Here is a 20,986-nt window from a genome sequence, read left to right on the forward strand (position 1 = left end):
AGGAAAGCTCAAGCACACCCAGAAGGTCTTCAGGACAGTCCACAGGGATCTGATACTCGACATTGTTGGCATTGGCCGCGCGATGCGCAGCTTCCTGCTTGATATCGGATACAAAGCTCGGCCATGGACCGGATTCAAGCTGATCCAACTGCGGCGTTGCGAATTTTGACATCATCACACCTCAAAAGTTCATTGTTCTGTCCAGCCCAGAGCACAAAGCCAGACATTGATCGAGCAAAATCATATGCCATCGGAAGCTGCGCAAAGCACGGCAAGTTGCCCGCTCAGTCTCCGTGGTTTCCTTTTGCCTGCTTCAGCCCAATATGCTTTCCCCATTGTGTGGGGGAGCAGCATCATTGGGTCGTAGTATTCAAGAACCAAGCCGTTATATATTATTCCTTTAATTACGGTGTATTGCGGAATTTTGTGCGTCATTCTATGCTTGCAGCGAAATGATATTTCATAAATAAAAACGAAATTTCGTTGTTTTCACGCAAATATTGCTGTGCTTGAGTGGTGTCGCTTTATGTGGGCTAAGGCATTTGCTTGATCTGCCTTGGGATATGGTGAAGAGGCAGGAGGGCTAAAAAATATTTTTTCTAAAGGAGGGCGGGCGGCGATATTTTTGCTGTCAGGGCCAGAAGGGCACATCTGCGCATGCCACGTATCAGATTAATATTGCAGATTAAAAAATTTCAAGGCAGGGTGTCGCAAGTAGATAAAATGTAATGAAAGGGTATTTTCTGTCGACTGGTATCTTATGTTGACAGGAATACCAATTATGGCATGATTCAACCACCTCAACTGTTTTTTCGTGCAATTCCCCGGCTTCCGTCGGGGTTTTGCATTTGTTTGAGTTGCCTGCCAAAGGAGTTCCCTCAACTGGTTGTGCACCGGGCGAGAGCAGCAAAAGTTAGGCCGCACAAATGAAAACCGCGCATACCGCCCTGATAAAGGATGGCTGCGCGGTTTTTCTGCATTTCAGCTCCGAAGCGCGGTGAACAGAGATTGCCCCCCACGCTACGGCGCAGCAGCTAAATGTCAGCTCTTGCGGATGCGCACCTTGTACTTGCGCAGAAAGTCGGCAGGCAGGTAGGTCATTTTGGCCTGGCGCAGACCTTCTTCGTCCAGATCCTGCGCCCGGTTGATGTAGGTAAATCCTGCGCCAGCGTTGCGCGAGAACAGGCAGTTGATGGTCTGGTACACGCCCTTGAAGCCATTCAGGCCTTTTTCGTAATGCACGCCAAGGTTTGCGCCGTCCAGGTTTTCGCCAACGCTGAAAGCCACCATCTTGCCGTCCACATAGAGCGAACCGCCCACGAGCCCGGTAAAACAGTTCCAGTGGCTGAGCACACGGTTGATGGCCTCGTTCTCGGCCCTGAGCGAAGGCGATTCCTCGCATTCGTGCCACTGGCACCAGTCGTCCTGCACTGCCAGCACGTCTTCAACCATGGCGTCATCCAGCGTGTGGTAGTCCGGCTGGCCGTAAGTCTTCACATAGCTGTTGAGATGATTTTTCTTTTTATGGAAGCGGTTGCCCGGCAGTTCCGCCAGTTCTTCCTGTTTGTACAGGTATTCCCACTGGCCGCGGTCTTCTTCTGCATCCACAAGGCCGGGCAGTTCGCGCTGCCAGATTTCCAGCAGTTTTTCCGGCACGCGGGTGATGTTGTGGGCTTCGGGGTTGAAGCCGCAGGGCAGCAGATCCTTCCACGAAACCGTGTTCCAGTCGCCCACAGGGGCCCAGCACACGGCATAGGGCCGGGTTTGGCGGATCCAGCAAAGGTTGTCCTCAAAGCACCATTCAAGCCCGTAGTAATCCTGCCAGCCCCACAGGTTTGCCAGGGTATAGTCCAGTGAACGCTGAGGGGTGCGGCCCCACAGTTCGTAATACTGCTGGCGTCCGTCCAGACTGACAGGGGTAAAGGTCTTGCTCACAATCGTCTCCTCGCGTCTCAATGCGCAGATGCATAAACAGTGCGCGGGCGCATGCCGAGGTGCCGCAATTGCGGCCTCCGGGGCGGTATTTACGGGGTTTGCGGCTGACGGCAGCGGCTCATGGCAAAGCGCGTCCAGTCGCTGAAGAGCACCACATAAAGCATGATGCTGGTTTGCAGAATCTGGGATACGAGCATGGCCACAAATACGCCCGAGGCGGTGCCCCAGAGCATGTGACCAAGCAGCCAGCCCAAGGGCAAGCGCACCAGCCAGAAACTGCCGCCAAAAATCATGAGGTTGTACTTGGTGGCACCGGCTCCCGTCATCACGCCGCCCATGACAGTGCTTGCGATGGAAAAGGGTGTGGAGAGCAGGTTGTAGGTAAGGTAGCTTACAATCTGGGCTTGCGTGCCCGGCTCCTGCGAGAGCAGGTGGGCAACCTCCTGCCGGAAGGGCCAGAGCAGGGCGGCCATAAAGCTCATGGCCACAGCCGCAAGCGTCACCATATTGAGGGCCACGCGCCGGGCCTCGGCGGATTTGCCCGCACCAAGGCTGTTGCCCACCAGCACGGCCACGCTCATGTTGAAGGCCATGCCCGGCAGAAACAGCAGGGCCTCCACCCGCAGACCGGCATTGAGACCGGCCAGCGCGTTGACGCTGTCGGAGGGCAGTGACGCCACCAGAACAAACAGCATCATGTAGCCGGACTGCCATACGATCTGCGCCGCGCCTGCGGGCAGGGCCACCTTGAGCAGGTAGGGCAGGCCAGCGCGGAGCCAGCGCAGGGAGGGCAGGGATTTGCGGTTCAGATAGCCGGAATGCGCCAGCAGCACGCAGTTGCATACAGCGCCAAGATACTGCGCGCCCACGTTGGCCCATATCAGGCCCATATAACCCATGTTTGGCAGGCCAAACCAGCCAAGCCCAAGGCCAAGGCAGGCCAGCAGGTTGCACAGGCACACGCCGGAAGCAACCCATAGGGGCGGCAAAACCTGGCGCGTGGCGCGGAACATGACCCCGGTTGACGCGTACAGATACTGCGCGGGCAGACCAAGCATGCTGGCGGCCCACATTTCGCGGGCTTGCGGCATGATGCTGTCAGGCACCATGAGCATGCGCAGTATGCCATCGCTGAAAAGGGCGGCACCCAGGGCCACAAGAAGACCAAGCCCCATGCAGCCGATAACAGTTGTGCCAATATAGCGTTGGGCGCGCATGACTTTAAGCGCGCCCAACGACTGGCTGACAGCCGCCGTAGCGCCGCTTGAAACAGCCATGGCGACCACCATCAGCAGGATGCTGCACTGGTTCACCATGCCCAGCGCCGCCTGAACATCCGCGCTGATCTGTCCGGCAACCCACACAGCCACAAAGCCCATGAAGAACATAAGGTACATCATGAGCATCTGGGGCCAGGTCAACCGCCAGACCGCGCGGGGGGAAGTGCTCAGGTCGGGCGCGGGCCGGGCCTGCTGCGCGGATGCGCCGCGTAATTGTGTCACATTAATCCATCAGGCAGCGCGCAAGATCCTCAAGGGTTTCGCGGCGGCGGATAAGTTTGGCAGTGCCGTCGCTTTGAATGAGAACTTCAGCAGGGCGACGACGCTGGTTGTAGTTGGAACCCATAGTAAATCCATAAGCTCCGGCGTCAAGTACCCCAAGCACATCTCCCTCGCACATAACGGGCAGTTCGCGTTCCTTGGCAAGGATATCGCCGCTTTCACAAATATTGCCCACAATGGTCTGCACCATGTTTTTGCGGGTCTGGGGGTCGGCCCCGTAAATTTCCACATCGTGGAAGGAATCGTACATGGCGGGGCGCACAAGCACGTTGAAGCCCAGGTTGGTGCCCACGTAGCGCTTGTCACCATTGTTTTTGACGGCAAACACGGTGCCCAGCAGAACGCAGCATTCGGCGGCCACATAGCGGCCCGGTTCCACAAGAAAACGGCCCTTGTAGCCGGATTTTTCAGACCAGCCCGCAATGAGGGCGTGCAGGCGGCTGCCAAGGTCGGTCATGCTCAGGCGGGCCTGACCTTCGTACTTGTGGTAGGGAATGCCAAAGCCGCCGCCAAAGTCGATGACTTCGAGTTTTGCCAGCATGCTGGAGGGCAGGCGGTCGGCAAGGTGCAGCAGCACCTCGGCGGCATCAAGGTAGCCGTCGGGTTCCATAAAGAGCGAGCCGATGTGCTGGTTGATGCCAGCCAGCGTGAGGTCGTGCTTTTCAAGCAGGGCAAAAACTTCGTCCAGCTTGTCGGGGGTGACGCCGAACTTGGTGTCCTTGCCCGCGGTGATGACCTTGGCATGGTGGCCCGCGCCAATGCCGGGGTTAAACCGCACCATGACCTTGCCACCCTTGTTGATGCGGCCAAGGGTATCAAGCTGCGAAAGAGAATCCACACTGATAAGCAGCCCGCGCGAAACGGCGTTTTTCAGCTCGGCTTCGGAGTTGTTGTTGGAAATATACAGAATTTCGGCAGGCGTAAAACCGGCCAGCTCGTCCATGTACAGTTCGCCGGGGCTCATGGCGTCTACCACCAGCCCTTCCTCGCGCACTATGCGCAGCAGGGCGGGGGTTGCATTGGCCTTAACAGAATAGTTCACACCGAAACCGGGGTGTTTGGAAAGCCCCATAAGGTCGCGGCAACGCTGCCGCAGCACGTTCTCATTGTATACATAGAGAGGGGTGCCGAAGGTTTCAGCCAGCTCGCGGGGGGTGTGGCGGCCATAAAAATTGCATTCGTCGGTGCACGTGGAGCGAATATCGGACATAAAAATACCTCTGAGATACCTCTGAAAGATTGCGTGTGCCGCCCGAACAAGAGCGGGATTTTCCCGTTGAGAGCAATTGCTGATTATTAGTGTCGTATGGCACTCTGTCAAGCCTGCAAGCTGCTGTAGTGGCGGTGTGGCAGCAGTGTCGCGCCAGGGCGGAATGCAACTACGGCAGTTGCATTTTTACCGTAATGACGCGCAAAAGATCAAAGTCCGCAAACCCGCGCTGGCAGGGGGATTGGAGGCATTTGTAACAACGTTACAGATTGACAGAAGCCCCCCGGCGTGTTTTGCTTGCACTTTATTATCGGGCGTTATTCTTTTCGCGGGCGGGTTTCTGCCCTGGCAGCTTCTGCCGACGATGCGGCACACTGCCGCAGACCGCCCACATACACTGCAATGGAGTAGTTATGCCTATTAAAAAAGGCGATACGGTGCGCGCGCATTACACGGGTACCCTTGACGATGGCACTGTGTTCGACTCTTCGCGTGAGCGCGAACCCCTGGAATTCGTGATGGGCAAGGGTATGCTGATCCCGGGTTTTGAATCCGCCGTTGACGGTCGCGAAGCGGGCGAAACCGTTACCGTGACCGTTGCGCCTGATGATGCCTACGGCGAGGCTGATCCCGAACTGGTGTTCACCGTTCCCCGCGCCCAGGTGCCCGACCACATTCCCCTGAACGTGGGCGTGCCCTTGCAGCTCTCCAACGAGCAGGGCCAGATGGACGTGACCATCACCGAAGTTGGCTCGGACGAGATCACCCTTGACGCCAACCACCCCCTCGCTGGCAAGACGCTGACGTTTGAAATCGAAATCGTGAGCGTGAACTAAAGCGGTTTCTGGTTCGCGTTCCGGTTTTGCCGCTGCCTTTGCCTATTGGCCGTGTTGATTGATTCTGCATGGCTGGCTTTGTGTGGTGGCGGGCAGCTCCAGGGCGCGTTCCGGTAGAGTATACTGTTCCGGGCCTGGCCCTCACGGTCAGGCCCGGAGATCATGGCTTTGGTGCGGGCGTCTGCACGGCGTCCGCAAGGTCTCTGCAACAGCCCCCCTTGTCCGCGTGCGCCAGGGCAGCACGGGCGCGGGCGTTTTGTGATTTGCATGCAGCGGCATAAATCCAACCGCCATAAGCGGGAATATCGGCACCCCCAACACTGCGCCAGCCCTGAGCGCGAGGTTCGTCCATGAGCAGCAAATCCGCCAGACAAAGCGCCATTGAGGCCATCACTACTTACAAACCCGAAGCGGCCCCCCTGAATTTTGTGGACACCAAACCCACCGATATTTTCGGGTGCAACGTATTCAATGACCGCATCATGCGTGAACGCCTGCCCAAGAGCGTGTACAAGGCGCTGCGTAAAACCATTGAATTCGGCGAACGCATGGACCCCGCCATCGCCGATACCGTTGCCGCAGTCATGAAAGACTGGGCCATTGAAAAGGGTGCCACCCACTTTACCCACATTTTTTATCCCCTCACCGGGCAGACTGCCGAAAAGCACGACAGCTTCCTGATGCCCGACGGATCTGGCGGCGTGATCGCCGAATTTTCCGGCTCCATGCTTATTCGCGGCGAACCTGACGCTTCGTCCTTCCCCTCCGGCGGCCTGCGCTCCACCTTTGAGGCGCGCGGCTATACCGCATGGGATGTGACCAGCCCCGCCTACATCATGGAGAACCCCAACGGCACCTTCCTGTGCATCCCCACCATGTTCCTTTCGTGGACGGGTGTTGCCCTGGACAAAAAAACGCCCATGCTGCGTTCCGGCCAGGCTCTGAACCGCGAGGCGCACCGCGTGCTGGCGCTCTTTGGCGAAGATACGCCGCTGCCCATTGTTTCCTACGCCGGGCTTGAGCAGGAATATTTCTGCATTGACCACAACTTCAATTTTGCCCGCCCCGACCTCCAGATCGCCGGGCGTTCCCTGTTTGGCGCGCGCCCGGCCAAGGGGCAGGAATTCAGCGACCAGTATTTTGGCGTTATCCCGCAGCGTGTGCTTTCGTACATGATGGAAGTGGAGCGCGAACTGTACAAGCTGGGCGTGCCCGTGCGCACCCGCCACAACGAAGTGGCCCCCAGCCAGTACGAAATCGCGCCTCTCTTTGAGGTGAGCAACCTCGCGGTTGACCACAACCACATCATCATGGCCAAGCTGCGCAACGTGGCAAAGCGCTACGGCCTCAAGTGCCTGCTGCACGAAAAACCCTTTGCGGGTGTGAACGGCTCGGGCAAGCATCTGAACTATTCCATCGGCAATGCGGAGCTGGGCACCCTGTTTGATCCCGGCGAAACCCCGCATGCCAACGCCAAGTTCCTGGTGTTCTGCGCCGCCATGATCCGTGCCGTGCACAAGTTTGGCGGTCTGCTGCGCGCAACCGTCGCCAGCGCCAGCAACGACCACCGTCTGGGCGCCAACGAGGCCCCGCCGGCCATCATGTCCATCTTCCTTGGCGATCAGCTGACGGAAGTGTTTGAAGCCTTCCGCGCCGGACGCGTTGAAAACGCCGCCGGTGGCCGCACGGGCCGCGCCCTCAATCTGGGCGTGGATACGCTGCCGCCGCTGCCCGCCGATCCCGGCGACCGCAACCGCACAAGCCCCGTGGCCTTTACCGGCAACAGGTTCGAGTTCCGCGCGCTTGGCTCCAGCCAGTCTGCGGCGGGTTCCATCACCGCTCTCAACACCATGATGGCCGATTCGCTGGGCTTTGCAGCCGACTGGCTTGAAAAGGAACTGGCCCAGGGCAAGACCTTCAATCAGGCCCTGGAATCCTTTATCAGCCATGTCATCGACGAGCACAGCGCCGTTATCTTCAACGGCGACGGCTATTCCGAAGTATGGCACAAGGAAGCCGAGCGCCGTGGCCTGCCCAACCTGCGCACCACCCCCGAGGCTCTGGCCGAACTGACCAAGCCCGAAGTGGTCAGCCTTTATGAAAAGGCAGGCGTGCTCAACAAGGCCGAACTCAAGGCGCGGCAGGAAATCTACCTTGAGCAGTACTGCAAGACCGTGCGCACCGAGGCCAATCTGGTTATCCGCATGGCCCACACCATCATTTACCCTGCGGGCATGCGCTATCAGGGTGAACTGGCCGCTGCCGCGGCCAACATGCGCGCCATCGGCAAGGATCCCAAAACTGTGACCCTGGCCGAAATCACTTCAAATCTGCGCCTCATGCAGGATGCCTGCGGCCAGCTTGAAGAAGTGCTGGCCAAGGCGGACAGCCTGGGCTACGGCTTTGAGGCCGCCCTGAGCTATCGCGAATATGTGCTGCCCCGCATGCTTGAAGTGCGCCGCTACGCGGACATGCTTGAAGTGCGCGTGGCTGACGACCTGTGGGCGCTGCCCAATTATCAGGAAATTCTGTTCGGCAAGTAGGCCGAGGAAGCAGGGAGGGCAAAGCCGCTCCGGGCGTGCCCTCCCGCTTGCCATAGCTGAGGCTGTAACGGAAATTTACTGAAAAACCGTCCTGCGTTGTTGACAGCCTGCGGCTGGATGCGTAGTGTGACTTGAAACATAAGGAACTAGGCATTTATATGAACGTTTTCTCCAACACCATTTCTAACAGCTTCAAAGGCTGGTGGTGGCGCATCCAACTGCGTGGGGGAGACGTGCGGGCTTAATAGTTCCGGTACGTTGGCATTGTCGTAAGTAGGCGCCGTCTCCCCAAGGGAGACGGCGTTTTTTGTTTTTCAGGCACAAAAACCCAAAGGATGCGCCAGATGAAAGATAACGGTGATGCGCAGCATATGCTGACGCTGCAACAAACCGCCCGCTGGTTGCCAGCGGATATGGACACGCCCATCAGCCTGTTCATGGGCATGGTCGGCGCCGGTAACGGCATCTTGCTTGAAAGCGCCGAGGTGGACGGTCGCTGGGGCCGGTACAGCATCCTGGCCTGCGATGCGGCTTTGTTCATCTCCTGCCGTGATGGCAAGCTTGCGCTGGACATCCGCAACGGCAGCTTAACACCCCTGGCGCGCTTTGAGGGCAAACCCTTTGTGGACGGCCTGCGGGCGCTCATGGCTGCGCTGACCATAGATGGCCCGGTCAACATCACAAATCTGCCGCCCATTACCCGCGCTCTTTACGGGTATCTTGGCTTTGGCATGGCGGGTCTGTTCAATCCCAAACTGGCCCCGGTCATGCCGCAGAGCGAGGCCGACTGCCTGCTCATGCTGCCGTCGACCGTGCTTGTGTTCGACCATCTGTACAACCGGCTCTGTCAGGTGAGCCTGGGCGAACACCGTGCGCTGCAAAGCTCGCGTGAATCACTTGAAGCCCGCGCCACGGGGCAGGCCGGGGCCGTGCGCATCAATCCCGATAATGTCTGCGCCGAACCCGGCGAGGAAGGCTACAAGGATTACGTGCGCCGCATCAAGGAAATGCTGCGTCAGGGCGAGGCCATTCAGGTTGTGCCTTCCGTGCGGTTTTCCACGCCCTTTGAGGGCAATCCCTTTGAACTGTACCGCCGCATGCGCCGGTTCAACGCTTCCCCCTATATGTTCTACATGCGCTTTCCCGAGCTGACGCTTTTCGGTTCTTCGCCTGAGGTCATGGTGCGTTGCACGGCGGGGCATTTGCAGCTTTCGCCCATTGCAGGCACGCGCAAACGCGGCGCGGACGACCTTGAAGACGCCGCCCTTGCCGCCGAACTGCGGGACGACCCCAAGGAACGCGCCGAGCATGTCATGCTGGTCGACCTTGGCCGCAACGATCTTGGCCGCGTGGCCCAGCCCGGCTCGGTGAATCTGGAACGCTACATGGAAGTTGAGCGCTACTCCCACGTCATGCACCTCACCAGTCGGGTCAGCGCCCGGCTTGAGGAAGGCCTGGACGCCCTGGACGTGCTGGCGGCCACCTTCCCGGCGGGGACGGTTTCGGGCGCGCCCAAGGTGCGGGCCATGGAAATCATCCGCGAGGTGGAAGGCCGCGCGCGTGGCCCTTACGCTGGCTGCATCGGTTGGCTTGGTCTGGACAAGGACAGCGTGAACCTTGACACAGGCATCACCATCCGCAGCATGTGGATGCGTGACGGCAAGCTCTTCTGGCAGGCGGGCGGAGGCATCGTGCATGACTCCGATCCCGATCTGGAATGGAAGGAAGTGTGCAACAAATCAGCCATCATGCGCCTGGCCCTGCGTGCGGAGGACGAAGAATATGTTTCTGCTCATCGATAATTACGACTCCTTTACCTACAATCTTGTGCAGGCTTTTTACGCCTTGGGCCACAAGCCCGTGGTGCTGCGCAACGATGACCCCGCCGTGCTGGACATGGCGGTGAATCCAGAACTTTCCATGGTCTGCATTTCGCCAGGGCCGGGGCATCCCGCCGATGCGGGGCTTTGCCCGGAGTTCCTCAAACGCCTCAGCCCGCGCATTCCCGTGCTGGGCGTGTGCCTTGGGCATCAGCTTTTGGGGCTGCATGCCGGGGCCAAGGTTGAGGTCGGCCCGTGCATCATGCACGGCAAACAGTCTGAAATCGTGCACGACGGCACTGGCATGTTTTTGGGCCTGCCCAACCCCATGCGCGTGGGCCGCTACCACTCCCTTGTGGTGCGCGCCGATGAGGACGCGGAAAATCCCCGCTTTACGGTCACTGCCCGCGCTCCCGAAGGTGAAGTTATGGCCCTGCGCTACAATGACCGCCCGTGGGTTGGCGTGCAGTTCCACCCCGAGTCCGTGCTTACGCCGGACGGCCTGCGTCTGCTGGGCAACTTCCCGCAGAGCATCCTTGGCACAGGTGCGGAAACCTCCGACTTCTCCGGTATTCTGGAGCGTCTGGCCCGCCGGGAAGACCTCTCCGCCGAAATGGCGGCGGCGGGTTTTGCGGCCCTCATGGACGGCAAGATGACCCCGGCGCAGGCGGGCGGCTTCCTCATGGGGCTGCGCATGAAGGGCGAGAGCGCCCTTGAACTGGCTCACGCCACACGCGCCGCACTGGCCCGCGCCGTGCGCGTGGACGGCATTTCGGGAACAACCATTGATGTGGTGGGCACCGGCGGGGATGGACGTCATTCCTTCAACTGTTCCACGGCTTCATCTCTGACGCTGGCAGGTATGGGCTACAGGGTGGTCAAGCACGGCAACCGGGCGGTTTCGTCCAAGTGCGGCAGCGCGGATGCTCTGGAAGCCCTCGGCATCACGCTGGAAAAAGACCCCGCCTCTGTGGCGGAGATGGTCAAAAAGCGTAATTTCGCCTTTATATTTGCCCCGTACTTTCATCCTTCCTTTGCCAATATCGGCCCTGTGCGCAAGGAGATGGGCGTGCGGACCCTGTTCAACATTCTTGGCCCCATGATTAACCCGGCGCGGCCCAGCCATCTGCTCATGGGCGTGGCGCGGCCCGAACTGGTGGAGCTGGTGGCCGAAACACTCATGCAGTCACCCCTGCACCGCGCCGCCGTGGTCTGCGGTTCGGGCAACTATGACGAGGTAACGCCCATCGGCCCCACCAAGATGGCCCTGCTGCACAATGGCAAGGTGACGCCCATGATGCTTGACCCGCAGGAATTCGGCATTGCATCCTGCACTGTGGAAGACCTGGCCGTGAGCGGCAAGGAAGAAGCCGTGGCCGTGCTCAAGGATATTCTCAACGGGCAGGGGCCGCGCGCCATGATGGACATGGTGGTGCTCAATGTGGGGCTTGCCATCTACCTGCTGGAAGAAAAGATGGATATGGCCCTGTGCATGGCCCGCGCCCGCGAGGCCGTGAGCGCCGGTGTGGGCAGGAAGGTGCTCAATGCTGCTTGAGCGCTTTCGCAAGGCCAAGGAGGCTGAGGTAGAGGCTCTGCGTGCTTTGGAAGCACAGGGCGCTCTGCCCGCAGTATACGAAGGCCAGCGCCCAGACTTTGCTGCGGCCCTGACCCTCCGCGCGCCGGGCTGCCCTCTGGCGGTGGTGGCGGAATACAAGCGGGCCTCGCCCTCGCGCGGCGTGATCTGCGAGAGTCTGGCTGTGGAAGATGTGGCGCGCCAGTATGCCGCCGCAGGGGCCAGCGCCGTCTCGGTGCTGACGGAAGAAACCTTTTTCCGCGGGCGCCTGGAATATCTGGCCCGCGCCGCTGACCCGGCGCTCTACAATGGGCCGCGTGTGCCTCTGCTGCGCAAGGATTTTATTTTTGATCCTTTGCAGGTGCGGGCCACGGCAGCCACGCCAGCCTCGGCATTGTTGCTCATTGTGCGCCTGACGCCGGACGCCGCGACCTTGCGCGCCCTGCGCGAACAGGCGGAGGGCTACGGCATCCAGGCAGTGGTGGAGATATTTGATGCGGAAGACCTGCGCCTGGCCCGCGAGAGCGGGGCGTGCATCATACAGGTCAACGCCCGCGATCTGGAAAGTCTGGCGGTGGATCGCGATGCCTGCCTGCAACTGATACAGTCCTGCCCGCCAGCCAATGGCGAACTGTGGATTGCAGCCAGCGGCATGAGTCGCGCAGAGCATCTGCGGGCAGCGGCAGCTGCGGGGTATCACGCCGCCCTTGTGGGCAGCGCCCTGATGGAAGGCGGCGCTCCGGGCGAGGCCTTGGCGACCCTGCTGGGAGCTGCGGCCAAAACTGAGGGAGATTGCACATGCTGATCAAGTTCTGCGGCCTCACACGGCAAGAGGATGTTGACCATGCGGCCAGCCTAGGGGCTGCCATGTGCGGTTTTATTTTTCACCCCCGCAGCCCGCGCGGCGTGACGGTTGCGCAGGCTGCAGCCTTGGGCAGTGGATCCATGCTGCGGGTGGGCGTTTTTGTAAATCAGGGTTCGGACGAAATCCGGCGTATCATGGACGAAGCCCGGCTTGATTATGCGCAACTGCACGGTCACCAGAGTGTGGAATGCGCCCGCGCCATCGGCGCGGAGCGCGTCATTCGGGTGCTCTGGCCAGACCGTTACACCCACCGCGCTTTGTTGTACAATGATTTACAACGCAATGCTGAAGCCTGCGCCTATTATTTGCTTGACGCGGGGCTGAAAGGCGGCGGCAGCGGGCACAAGCTGGACTGGTCGGATCTGGCCAGCCTGCGCCCGGCGCATCCCTGGCTGCTTGCCGGGGGATTGAGCGCAGCCAATGTGGCAAAGGCCGTAGGCATGTGCGCGCCTGCCGGGGTGGATTTCAATTCCGGCGTGGAAGACGCGCCGGGGTGTAAAAACAGGGAAAAAATGGCGGCTGCATTCATGGCCGCAAACTCCAAAGGCAATGGGTATTCGCTATGAAAGACAGTTACTTTGGTGAGTTCGGCGGCTGCTTTGTTCCCGAACTGCTTATGCCGCCCCTTATGGAAGTGGAAGCGGCCATGCGCGACATTTATCCCACCGATAAGTTTCAGGCAGAGCTGAAAGACCTGCTGTTCAACTATGCCGGGCGCGAAACGCCGCTGACCTATTGCCCCACGCTTTCGGGCGAGCTGGGTTTTGACCTGTGGCTCAAGCGCGAGGATCTGCTGCATACGGGCGCGCACAAGGTCAACAACACCCTTGGGCAGGCCCTGCTTGCCAAGTACATGGGCAAAACAGCCCTGGTGGCGGAAACCGGCGCTGGCCAGCACGGCGTTGCCACCGCTGCCGCTGCCGCCCGCCTGGGTCTGGAATGCACCATCTATATGGGTGCGGAAGATGTGGTGCGGCAAGCCCCCAACGTCATGCGCATGAAGCTGCTGGGCGCTACCGTGCATGCGGTGGAAAGCGGCACCCGCACCCTCAAGGATGCCATCAACGAGGCCTTGCGCGCCTGGATCGGCAGCCAGAAAACAACCCATTACTGCTTTGGCACCGCTGCCGGGCCGCACCCCTTCCCCAAGCTGGTGCGCATGCTGCAAAGCGTCATTGGCCGTGAAACCCGCGCCCAGATGCTGGAAAGAACCGGGCGGCTGCCTGATGCCGTGGTTGCCTGCGTGGGCGGCGGTTCCAACGCCATCGGCATGTTCCATCCCTTTGTGGATGACGCCAGCGTGCGCATCATCGGCGTGGAGGCGGCAGGCACGGGCGAGACCGGCTGTTTCAATTCCGCCCCGCTTAATCTTGGTACCCCCGGTGTTCTGCACGGTTCGTACAGCATGCTGCTGCAAAACGAAGACGGCCAGGTTGAACCCTCGCACTCCATTTCTGCCGGGCTGGATTATCCCGGCGTGGGGCCAGAACATTCATGGCTGCAAAAAATCGGGCGCGTCCATTACGGCATGGTCAAGGACGCCAACGCGCTCAACGCCTTCCAGCGTCTGTGCCGCGCAGAGGGCATCCTGCCTGCGCTTGAATCTTCGCACGCTCTTGCCTGGGTGCTCGACCACCCGCAGGAATTCAAAAAAGGCGATCAGGTGGTGGTGAACCTGTCTGGCCGCGGCGACAAGGATCTGGGCATTGTCAACAAGGCGCTGGGCTTTGCGGCGCAGGGCCAGGAAGAGGTGTAGTCATGAATATTCTTGAACAGAAAATCCGCGATGCCAAGGCAGCCGGTCGCCCGGCACTGATTCCCTTTTTGACGGCGGGCTTTCCCGATCAGTCCACTTTCTGGCCCACGCTGATGGAACTGGACGAAGGCGGCGCGGATATCATCGAAATCGGCGTGCCCTTTTCCGACCCTGTGGCAGATGGCCCGGTGGTGGAAGACGCCTCGCGCCGCGCCCTGAGCGATGGCGTAAGCCTGCGCGGCATTCTGGAAGAACTCATTGAACGCAAGGGGCTAATTCAGGCTGGTGTGGTACTCATGGGCTACCTGAATCCTTTTCTGCAATATGGCTACGAAAAGCTGGCGCGGGACGCCGCGCGCGGCGGCGTGCATGGTTTTATCGTGCCTGATCTGCCCTATGAAGAGGCCGGGCCACTGCGTGAAGCCCTGAAAAAAGAAGGCATTGCCCTCATTCCTCTGGTTGGCCCCAATACCAGCGCGGAACGCATGGCCCTCTATGACAGCGTGGGCGAAGGCTATGTGTACGTGGTTTCGGTCATGGGCATCACTGGCGAACGCAACGACCTTGCGCCCCAGGTGGCAGTGACCATGCGGCGTGCGCGTTCTGCTTTCAAGCTACCGCTGGCTCTTGGCTTTGGCCTGCGTGAGCCTTCGCAGCTTGAGGCTCTTTCGCCCGATGCACGGCCAGATGCCGTTGTTTTCGGCAGCGCCCTGCTCAAGCATATTGACGCAGGCAACAGCGCCGCAGAATTTCTGGCCCGCTGGAAGTAGCTGGGAATAGAAGCTTTTTTATCGTCCTTTGCACAAAATCAGGGCGCTTTTCCGCAGGGGAGAGCGCCCTTGTTATTTGTATTGAAATTTATTTTCAAAAATATGATCCAGACCTCTTGACTTTGAAATTCTTTTTCAATTAAAAGAGAGGCACAGAGCAACACCACCCGCGCAAAATTGAGCAGTGCGGCAAAAGACGGAGGATCATATGTGCGTAACCCTGATAGGCGGTATGGACCGACTGAAACAAGACTACATGGCGGCGGCGGAGCAGGACGGACATTCCCTGAAGTTCATTACCCGCAATGAGCGCAATTTTGTGGACAAAATCGGCAACCCTGACGCCATGATCGTGTTCACCAATAAAATTTCGCACGAAGCCAAACGCAAGGCCGTGCAGGTGGCGCGTTCGCGCAACATCCCTCTGCAAATGGTTCATTCGTGCGGCGTATCTTCCCTGCGTGAATGCCTCAAGGGCGCATAGACTGCTGAAGGAGCGTTCTTCAATGCAGAACTGCCAACCCGGTGACGGGATGGGAGGCCGTTGACCAAGGTCGGCGGCCTCCCGTTTTTTTGCAGGTCACTGCTTGGGGCAACATTTGAGGCGGGGGGAATCTGGCTGGGCGCGGGTGTATTGGGCATGAGCTCAATTGGCTGAGTAAAGTTGCGGAAAATTAGTATCCATCGCTTGACATTTGGGGGGCAGGTAGCTAAATCAATCAGGACTTTGGAATTGAATTTCAATTTTTTGAGCAGCGCCTTTCCTGAGACACTTCGGCAGGATCGAAAACAGGTCGGAAAAGGCAAGCCGTATGACGGCAAGGCTGCTGGCAGGAAGGCTGGTATGAACAAATTTTTGTTCGCGGTAATGGCTGGGATGTCGCAAGTGCGGCGTCAGTCTGTTTATAGCATGGGGGAGGTGCGTGCATGAGCGCGGTTCGGCAGTTTAATAATCCCGATGATGCCAATTTCAACGCTGATGGAAAGCTGCGGATAGCTCTTGCTGGCAATCCCAACTGCGGCAAGACAACGGTTTTCAACGGCTACACTGGTGCCCGACAGCATGTGGGCAACTATCCCGGTGTTACGGTTGACAGAAAAGAAGGGCACATCACCGTGGGCGGCAAGCAGGTTACCGTGGTTGACCTGCCCGGAACGTACTCGCTGACCGCCTATTCCATGGAAGAGCTGGTGGCGCGTCGCGAGCTGGCGGCTGGCAATGTGCAGGCCGTTATTGACGTTGTGGACGCCTCGGCCCTTGAGCGCAACATGCTGCTTACCGTGCAGATGCTCGAAATGGGCATTCCCGTGGTGCTTGGCTGCAACATGATGGACGAAGCCCGCGCCGCAGGCATCCATATAGATATGGAGCGCCTTAGTGAACTGCTGGGCATCCCCGTGCTGCCCATGGTGGCACGCTCTGGCGAGGGGCTTGATGAAGCCATGGCTGTCGCCATCAGGTTGGCGCAGGAGGGCAAGGCCAATGCCCTGCGTATTTCTTACGGCAGCGATATTGACCCTGTGCTGTTGGATATGGAAAAGCGTATTGAAGACAGTGGGTTGTTGACAAAAAAATACATGCCCCACTGGATTGCCCTCAAAATACTTGAAGGCGACAGTGAAATCATGAGCGAGGTTCGCGCCACCAATGCCGCCCTGGCCGAAGAGCTTGAGGGCATGCGCAAAAAGGCTGCCGCTCATGTGCGCAGCACGCTCAACGCCAATCTTGAATCCATCATCACAGATTACCGCTACGGCTTTATCCGCAGCCTCCTGCGCGACGGCATCGTGACCCAGGATGCCGGCAAGGACAGACTGGCCATTTCCGACAAGCTGGACAAGGTACTCACCAACGCCTTTCTTGGGCCGCTGATCATGATCGGCGTGCTCTACCTGATGTTTCAGGTAACATTTACTTTGGGCGATTATCCCAAAGGCTGGGTTGAAGACGGCTTTAAATTGCTGGGCGATACCTGCACAAGCCTGCTGCCAGAGGGCTTTGCCCAGTCGCTTATTGTTGACGGCATCATCGCGGGTGTTGGTGGCGTGGTCAGCTTTGTGCCGCTCATCCTCATCATGTTTGCGCTCATATCCTTTATGGAAGACAGCGGCTACATGGCCCGTGTGGCCTACATGATGGACCGCATCTTCCGCTTTTTCGGCCTGCACGGCGCATCGGTCATGCCCTATATTATCGCTGGCGGTATTGCGGGCGGTTGCGCTATCCCCGGTGTCATGGCGACCCGTACCCTGCGCAGCCCAAAGGAAAAACTGGCAACCCTGCTGACGCTGCCTTACATGACCTGCGGCGCAAAGCTGCCTGTGTTCTTGCTGCTGGCCGGGGCATTCTTTCCTGACAGCGCCCCCACCGTCATGTTCCTTATCATGATAACAGGTTGGGTCATGGCTCTGCTGGTGGCGCGCCTGCTGCGCTCTTCCATCGTCAAGGGCGAGGCCACTCCCTTTGTTATGGAGCTGCCCCCGTACCGCATGCCTACCCTCATGAGCCTTTTGCTGCACTGCTGGGAACGAGCCTGGATGTACCTCAAAAAGGCCGGTACCGTGCTGGTGGCCATTTCCATCCTGATCTGGGCCGCCATGACCTTCCCCGGTCTGCCGGAAGACAAGTCCGCACCCTTTGATGCCCAGATCGCCCAGCTTGAGGAAAAGATCGCGGCTATCCCTGAAGGTGACGAAGCCCGCGCCCCCATTGAAGAAGAACTCGGCAATGTGCGCAACGAGCTTAAGGAAGAAGCCCTGGCCTTCTCCGTGGCTGGCCGTCTTGGCAAGGCCGTGGAACCCGCCACGCGCCCCATGGGCTTTGACTGGCGCACCGATATAGCCCTGCTGGCCGGTGTGGCCGCCAAGGAAGCTGTTGTGGCCACCATGGGCACTGCCTACGCCATGGGCGACCAGGATCCCGAAGACGCCGCCCCCTTGGCGGAGCGTCTCAAGGGTGATGAAGCATGGTCAAAGGCCACCGCGCTTTCGTTGATGCTCTTCGTACTGCTGTATTCCCCCTGCTTTGTGGCCCTGGTGGTCATTCGGCAAGAGGCTGGCAGCTGGGGCTGGGTGGCGTTCAGCATTGTGTTCAACACTGCTCTGGCCTTTGCTGTAGCCACAGCCGCCTACCAGATAGGACGTACTGTCTGGGGGTAGCACTACTGTTTGATTTCTGATTCCCCTCCTTGATGCCTGTGCCGCCTGCCTTGACAAAGGTCTGGCGGCACAGGCATTATCTGCTGGCGCACATTTGCAGGCCTTTACCGAGGGGTTCAGCAATGCTCAACCGGCTTTTTGCAAGTATAATCCTTATGGTTCTGGCTGTGTCTCCCGCTGCTGCGGCTACAACGTGGGATGCGTATGTGGTAAGAGTGGAAGACGGCAATACCATTTCAGTCAGCACCAAGAAAGACAGTGAAGAACCAGAGAAAGTACTGGTTTTTTACGGCATTGAAGCTCCCAGTCTCAGGCAGCCTTACGGGCCTCAGGCGCTGGCCTATTTGCAGCGCATGATGCCCACGGGGGCCAAAGTGGAAGTTGAAGACGTGGGGCAGCTCGAAGCTGGCCCCATTACCGCGCTTGTGCAGGTGAGCGGTGATTCCGTCAACTACAAGCTGGTGATGGAAGGTCTGGCCTGGGTGGACAGGCAGAAGTGCAGGGCTATTTTTTGCCGTCGCTGGCTTATTCAGGAGCATCAGGCGGTATTGGACAGGCGTGGCATTTGGGGGCTGAACATTGGCACCCCCCCCTGGCAATGGACCCGCTGACACGCCGCCGTAACCCATAAAAGGAGCGCGTATGGAAGTTACAGGTTCCGAAGAACTGCGTAAATTTCTTGATTCCTGGCAGGATGACCCTCTTAACATCAAGAAATCATTTACGGAATACATGAATTTTCTGGCCGCGCACAGCAATATTTCCTTTACCTTCAAGGCCCGGCCCGGCGTAAGTTATTCCCTGCGGGCGCGCCACAGCGTACAGACCGAACGTGTACTCTTTGTGCTGCTGGATGTGGTGGATGATGAACCGGCAAGCCGCTGGCTTTCCATTTGTTTTTATGACGAAATGGTCTCTGACCCCGGCGAAAAGGGCGACTTTGTGCCCGGCGGCCTCATGGGCGAAGACGCCCGTTGCTTTAACCTCGAGGACGACGATGCCGTCATGCGCGACTATATCAAGGCGCGTTTGGCCGAAGCCGCCCACAAAGCTGCAAAAGAGTAAGTGTGGTTTCTACAGATTTGAGCCGTAGTGTAGCTATTGATTTTGAAACTTCCGGCTACTCGGCCCACAGCGCTTGCGCCGTGGGCCTTGCTCGTATTGAGCAGGGCAGCGTGACCGATATTTTTTACAGCCTCATCAGGCCGCCGTCATCTCGCGTGATGTTTACCGAGATCCACGGTTTGACCTGGCCCATGCTGAAGGATGCGCCCACTTTTGCCGAACTGTGGCCGCAAATAGATGCCTTTCTTGAAGGGGCGGGCAGCCTGCTTGCGCACAATGCCTCCTTTGACAAGCGTGTGCTTGCCGCAAGCTGCCATGCAGTGGGAGTGCAGGAACCCCGTGCGCCTTTTTTGTGTACGCTCAAAGGCTCCCGCCGCAGTTTGCCGCTTGCCTCCAAAAAGCTCAGCAGCGTGAGTGCCTACTTTGGCATAGCGCTGAACCACCACCATGCAGGGTCGGATGCGGAAGCCTGCGCCCGCATCTATTTGCAGTTGCACGCTCTGGGCGTTACCGATGCCCAGATGAAACTGTAAGCCGCAGTTCGTCCATTCCTGCCAGATTGACCCCGCCCGGATTTTCGGGCGGGTTTTTTGTTTTTTGCGCTTGCGTTCTGGCCTGACGGAACTCCCTGCGTCTGTCAAAATACCGACCTCTGCCCGTTCTTTGTTTTTTAACATATCTTAATTACATGCTTTTTATGTTGTGGAACGCTTGTTGCTAAAGGCTTGGCAAGCAGATTTCCGTGAACCACGGGGGTACGTAGTATGAAATCAATGTTCAATATGCAGATAGGCCTTGTGGGCAAGGTCATGGATATGCAGTTGCAGCGGCAGAACGTCATTTCGGGCAATATCGCCAACGTGGAGACGCCCAACTACAAGCCGCGCGAGCTGTCTTTTGAAAAAGAACTGCAATCGGCCCTCGGGCTTGATTCCAGCGGGGAGATGACCCGCACGGAATCTTCTCATATGCCCACGGCTTTCAGGCCTGATTCTTTTGGACCGGAATGGGATATGGCGGTCAAACCGCGTGTTGTTCACGGCGAAGACCGCGTGAATATTGATAAAGAAATGGCCAAGCATGCCAAGAACCAGTTGCAGTACACAGCGCTTACCCAGGTGATGAGCAAGTCTTTTGAAGGACTGAACAACATCATTCAGGATGGCAAGCAGTCCTGATTTTTGCCCGCCGCCGCGCCGCTTCCATACGCGGCATAAGATCCCCGGCAGCGGACAGTGTAGGAGGAAGCCATGGACTTCATGACGGCATTTGATATCAGCGCGTCCGGCCTTGCAGCCGACCGCACCCGCATCAACACCATTTCGATGAACCTTGCCAACGCCAAGACAACGCGCACGCCCCAGGGTGGGCCGTACCGTCGGCGTAGCGTGGTGCAGCAAACGGCTGATGTGGATGATCCTTTTTCCATCCACATGCGTTCGGCCCTCGACAGGGCGGTGCAGGGCGTGCGTGTTTCTGCCGTGACCATGGACAATCGGCCCTTCAAGCGGGTGTACGAGCCAGGCAACCCTGACGCCAATGCGGAAGGCTACGTCATGTACCCCGATATCAACGTGGTTGAGGAAATGGCCAACCTCATGACTGCCCAGCGCAACTACGAGGCCAACGTCACCACCGTGGATGCCGTCAAGGGCATGTTCATCAAGGCTTTGGATATTGGCCGCTAGGGTCTGTTACTAAATAATTCTTTTGGCCGATTACTGCGTCATACAGCATTTTTTACTCCAGTCATGGACAGAAAGAGTCCACTCCTGTCGTAAAAAACACTGTTTTCCTTGTCCTCGGCGCAAAATCTTTTATTTAGAAGCATCCCCTAAGCCATGACCACGATGACAGCATAAAAAAGATTTTTCTGGAGCGCGGAGGTTGTT

18 protein-coding genes and 1 pseudogene are annotated in these 20,986 nt (G+C 58.5%); 15 read left to right on the plus strand and 4 right to left on the minus strand.

Features of this window, described 5'->3' with window-relative positions:
• The 4 genes and pseudogenes from RDK48_RS13015 to lysA form a co-directional block, all read right to left on the minus strand.
• Positions 1–172: pseudogene (locus RDK48_RS13015) on the minus strand (sulfite reductase, dissimilatory-type subunit alpha); the annotation flags it as partial.
• Positions 173–1,041: 869 nt separating this feature from the next.
• Positions 1,042–1,935 carry a DUF2156 domain-containing protein gene (locus RDK48_RS13020; RefSeq protein WP_298998670.1) on the minus strand — a complete coding sequence of 298 codons (894 nt, stop codon included), beginning with the start codon at positions 1,933–1,935 and terminating at the stop codon, positions 1,042–1,044.
• Between the two features lie 89 nt (positions 1,936–2,024).
• A complete protein-coding gene (locus RDK48_RS13025; protein WP_298998668.1) occupies positions 2,025–3,437 on the minus strand; it encodes an MATE family efflux transporter in 1,413 nt (470 codons plus the stop codon).
• Between the two features lies 1 nt (position 3,438).
• Positions 3,439–4,707, minus strand: coding sequence for a diaminopimelate decarboxylase (gene lysA / locus RDK48_RS13030; RefSeq protein WP_298998666.1), 1,269 nt, complete (start codon positions 4,705–4,707; stop codon positions 3,439–3,441).
• 413 nt (positions 4,708–5,120) lie between these two features.
• Here lysA and RDK48_RS13035 point away from each other — a divergent pair, with 413 nt between their 5' ends.
• The 15 genes from RDK48_RS13035 to flgC all read left to right on the plus strand — a co-directional run bounded on the left by RDK48_RS13035 (position 5,121) and on the right by flgC (position 20,782).
• Positions 5,121–5,543, plus strand: coding sequence for a peptidylprolyl isomerase (locus tag RDK48_RS13035; RefSeq protein ID WP_298998664.1), 423 nt, complete (start codon positions 5,121–5,123; stop codon positions 5,541–5,543).
• 350 nt (positions 5,544–5,893) lie between these two features.
• A complete protein-coding gene (locus RDK48_RS13040) occupies positions 5,894–8,086 on the plus strand; it encodes a glutamine synthetase III (RefSeq protein WP_298998662.1) in 2,193 nt (730 codons plus the stop codon).
• A 344-nt stretch (positions 8,087–8,430) separates the two neighbouring features.
• The gene (locus tag RDK48_RS13045; RefSeq protein WP_298998660.1) at positions 8,431–9,888 is read left to right on the plus strand and encodes an anthranilate synthase component I family protein; all 1,458 of its coding nucleotides are present in this window, start codon (positions 8,431–8,433) and stop codon (positions 9,886–9,888) included.
• Positions 9,869–11,461 (plus strand): anthranilate phosphoribosyltransferase, encoded by a 1,593-nt coding sequence (trpD, locus tag RDK48_RS13050; RefSeq protein WP_298998658.1) that lies wholly within the window; start codon positions 9,869–9,871, stop codon positions 11,459–11,461. Before RDK48_RS13045 ends, trpD begins: the two co-directional genes overlap by 20 nt.
• Positions 11,451–12,284 carry an indole-3-glycerol-phosphate synthase gene (locus RDK48_RS13055; protein ID WP_298998656.1) on the plus strand — a complete coding sequence of 278 codons (834 nt, stop codon included), beginning with the start codon at positions 11,451–11,453 and terminating at the stop codon, positions 12,282–12,284. Before trpD ends, RDK48_RS13055 begins: the two co-directional genes overlap by 11 nt.
• Positions 12,278–12,910: a phosphoribosylanthranilate isomerase gene (locus RDK48_RS13060; protein WP_298998653.1), complete on the plus strand. Its 633-nt coding sequence runs from the start codon at positions 12,278–12,280 to the stop codon at positions 12,908–12,910. Before RDK48_RS13055 ends, RDK48_RS13060 begins: the two co-directional genes overlap by 7 nt.
• Positions 12,907–14,100: a tryptophan synthase subunit beta gene (gene trpB, locus RDK48_RS13065; RefSeq protein ID WP_298998651.1), complete on the plus strand. Its 1,194-nt coding sequence runs from the start codon at positions 12,907–12,909 to the stop codon at positions 14,098–14,100. The genes RDK48_RS13060 and trpB overlap by 4 nt, the downstream gene beginning before the upstream one ends.
• A 2-nt stretch (positions 14,101–14,102) precedes the next feature.
• Entirely contained in the window at positions 14,103–14,870 is a 768-nt protein-coding gene (gene trpA / locus RDK48_RS13070) for a tryptophan synthase subunit alpha (RefSeq protein WP_298998649.1), read from the plus strand.
• 208 nt (positions 14,871–15,078) lie between these two features.
• Positions 15,079–15,354: a DUF2325 domain-containing protein gene (locus tag RDK48_RS13075; protein ID WP_298998647.1), complete on the plus strand. Its 276-nt coding sequence runs from the start codon at positions 15,079–15,081 to the stop codon at positions 15,352–15,354.
• 443 nt (positions 15,355–15,797) lie between these two features.
• Positions 15,798–18,029: a ferrous iron transport protein B gene (gene feoB, locus RDK48_RS13080; RefSeq protein WP_298998645.1), complete on the plus strand. Its 2,232-nt coding sequence runs from the start codon at positions 15,798–15,800 to the stop codon at positions 18,027–18,029.
• A gap of 122 nt (positions 18,030–18,151) precedes the next feature.
• The gene (locus RDK48_RS13085; RefSeq protein ID WP_298998641.1) at positions 18,152–18,640 is read left to right on the plus strand and encodes a thermonuclease family protein; all 489 of its coding nucleotides are present in this window, start codon (positions 18,152–18,154) and stop codon (positions 18,638–18,640) included.
• 31 nt (positions 18,641–18,671) lie between these two features.
• Complete coding sequence (locus RDK48_RS13090) at positions 18,672–19,094, plus strand: hypothetical protein (protein ID WP_298998638.1); 423 nt, start codon at positions 18,672–18,674, stop codon at positions 19,092–19,094.
• Between the two features lie 2 nt (positions 19,095–19,096).
• Positions 19,097–19,627, plus strand: a complete 531-nt coding sequence (locus RDK48_RS13095; RefSeq protein ID WP_298998636.1) for a 3'-5' exonuclease — start codon at positions 19,097–19,099, stop codon at positions 19,625–19,627.
• A 231-nt stretch (positions 19,628–19,858) separates the two neighbouring features.
• Positions 19,859–20,272: a flagellar basal body rod protein FlgB gene (gene flgB / locus RDK48_RS13100; protein WP_298998634.1), complete on the plus strand. Its 414-nt coding sequence runs from the start codon at positions 19,859–19,861 to the stop codon at positions 20,270–20,272.
• A gap of 72 nt (positions 20,273–20,344) precedes the next feature.
• The gene (flgC, locus tag RDK48_RS13105; RefSeq protein WP_240824572.1) at positions 20,345–20,782 is read left to right on the plus strand and encodes a flagellar basal body rod protein FlgC; all 438 of its coding nucleotides are present in this window, start codon (positions 20,345–20,347) and stop codon (positions 20,780–20,782) included.
• Positions 20,783–20,986: the final 204 nt, after the last annotated feature.

It is taken from the genome of uncultured Desulfovibrio sp. (genome assembly GCF_902477725.1).
Classification (GTDB): Bacteria; Desulfobacterota; Desulfovibrionia; order Desulfovibrionales; family Desulfovibrionaceae; genus Desulfovibrio.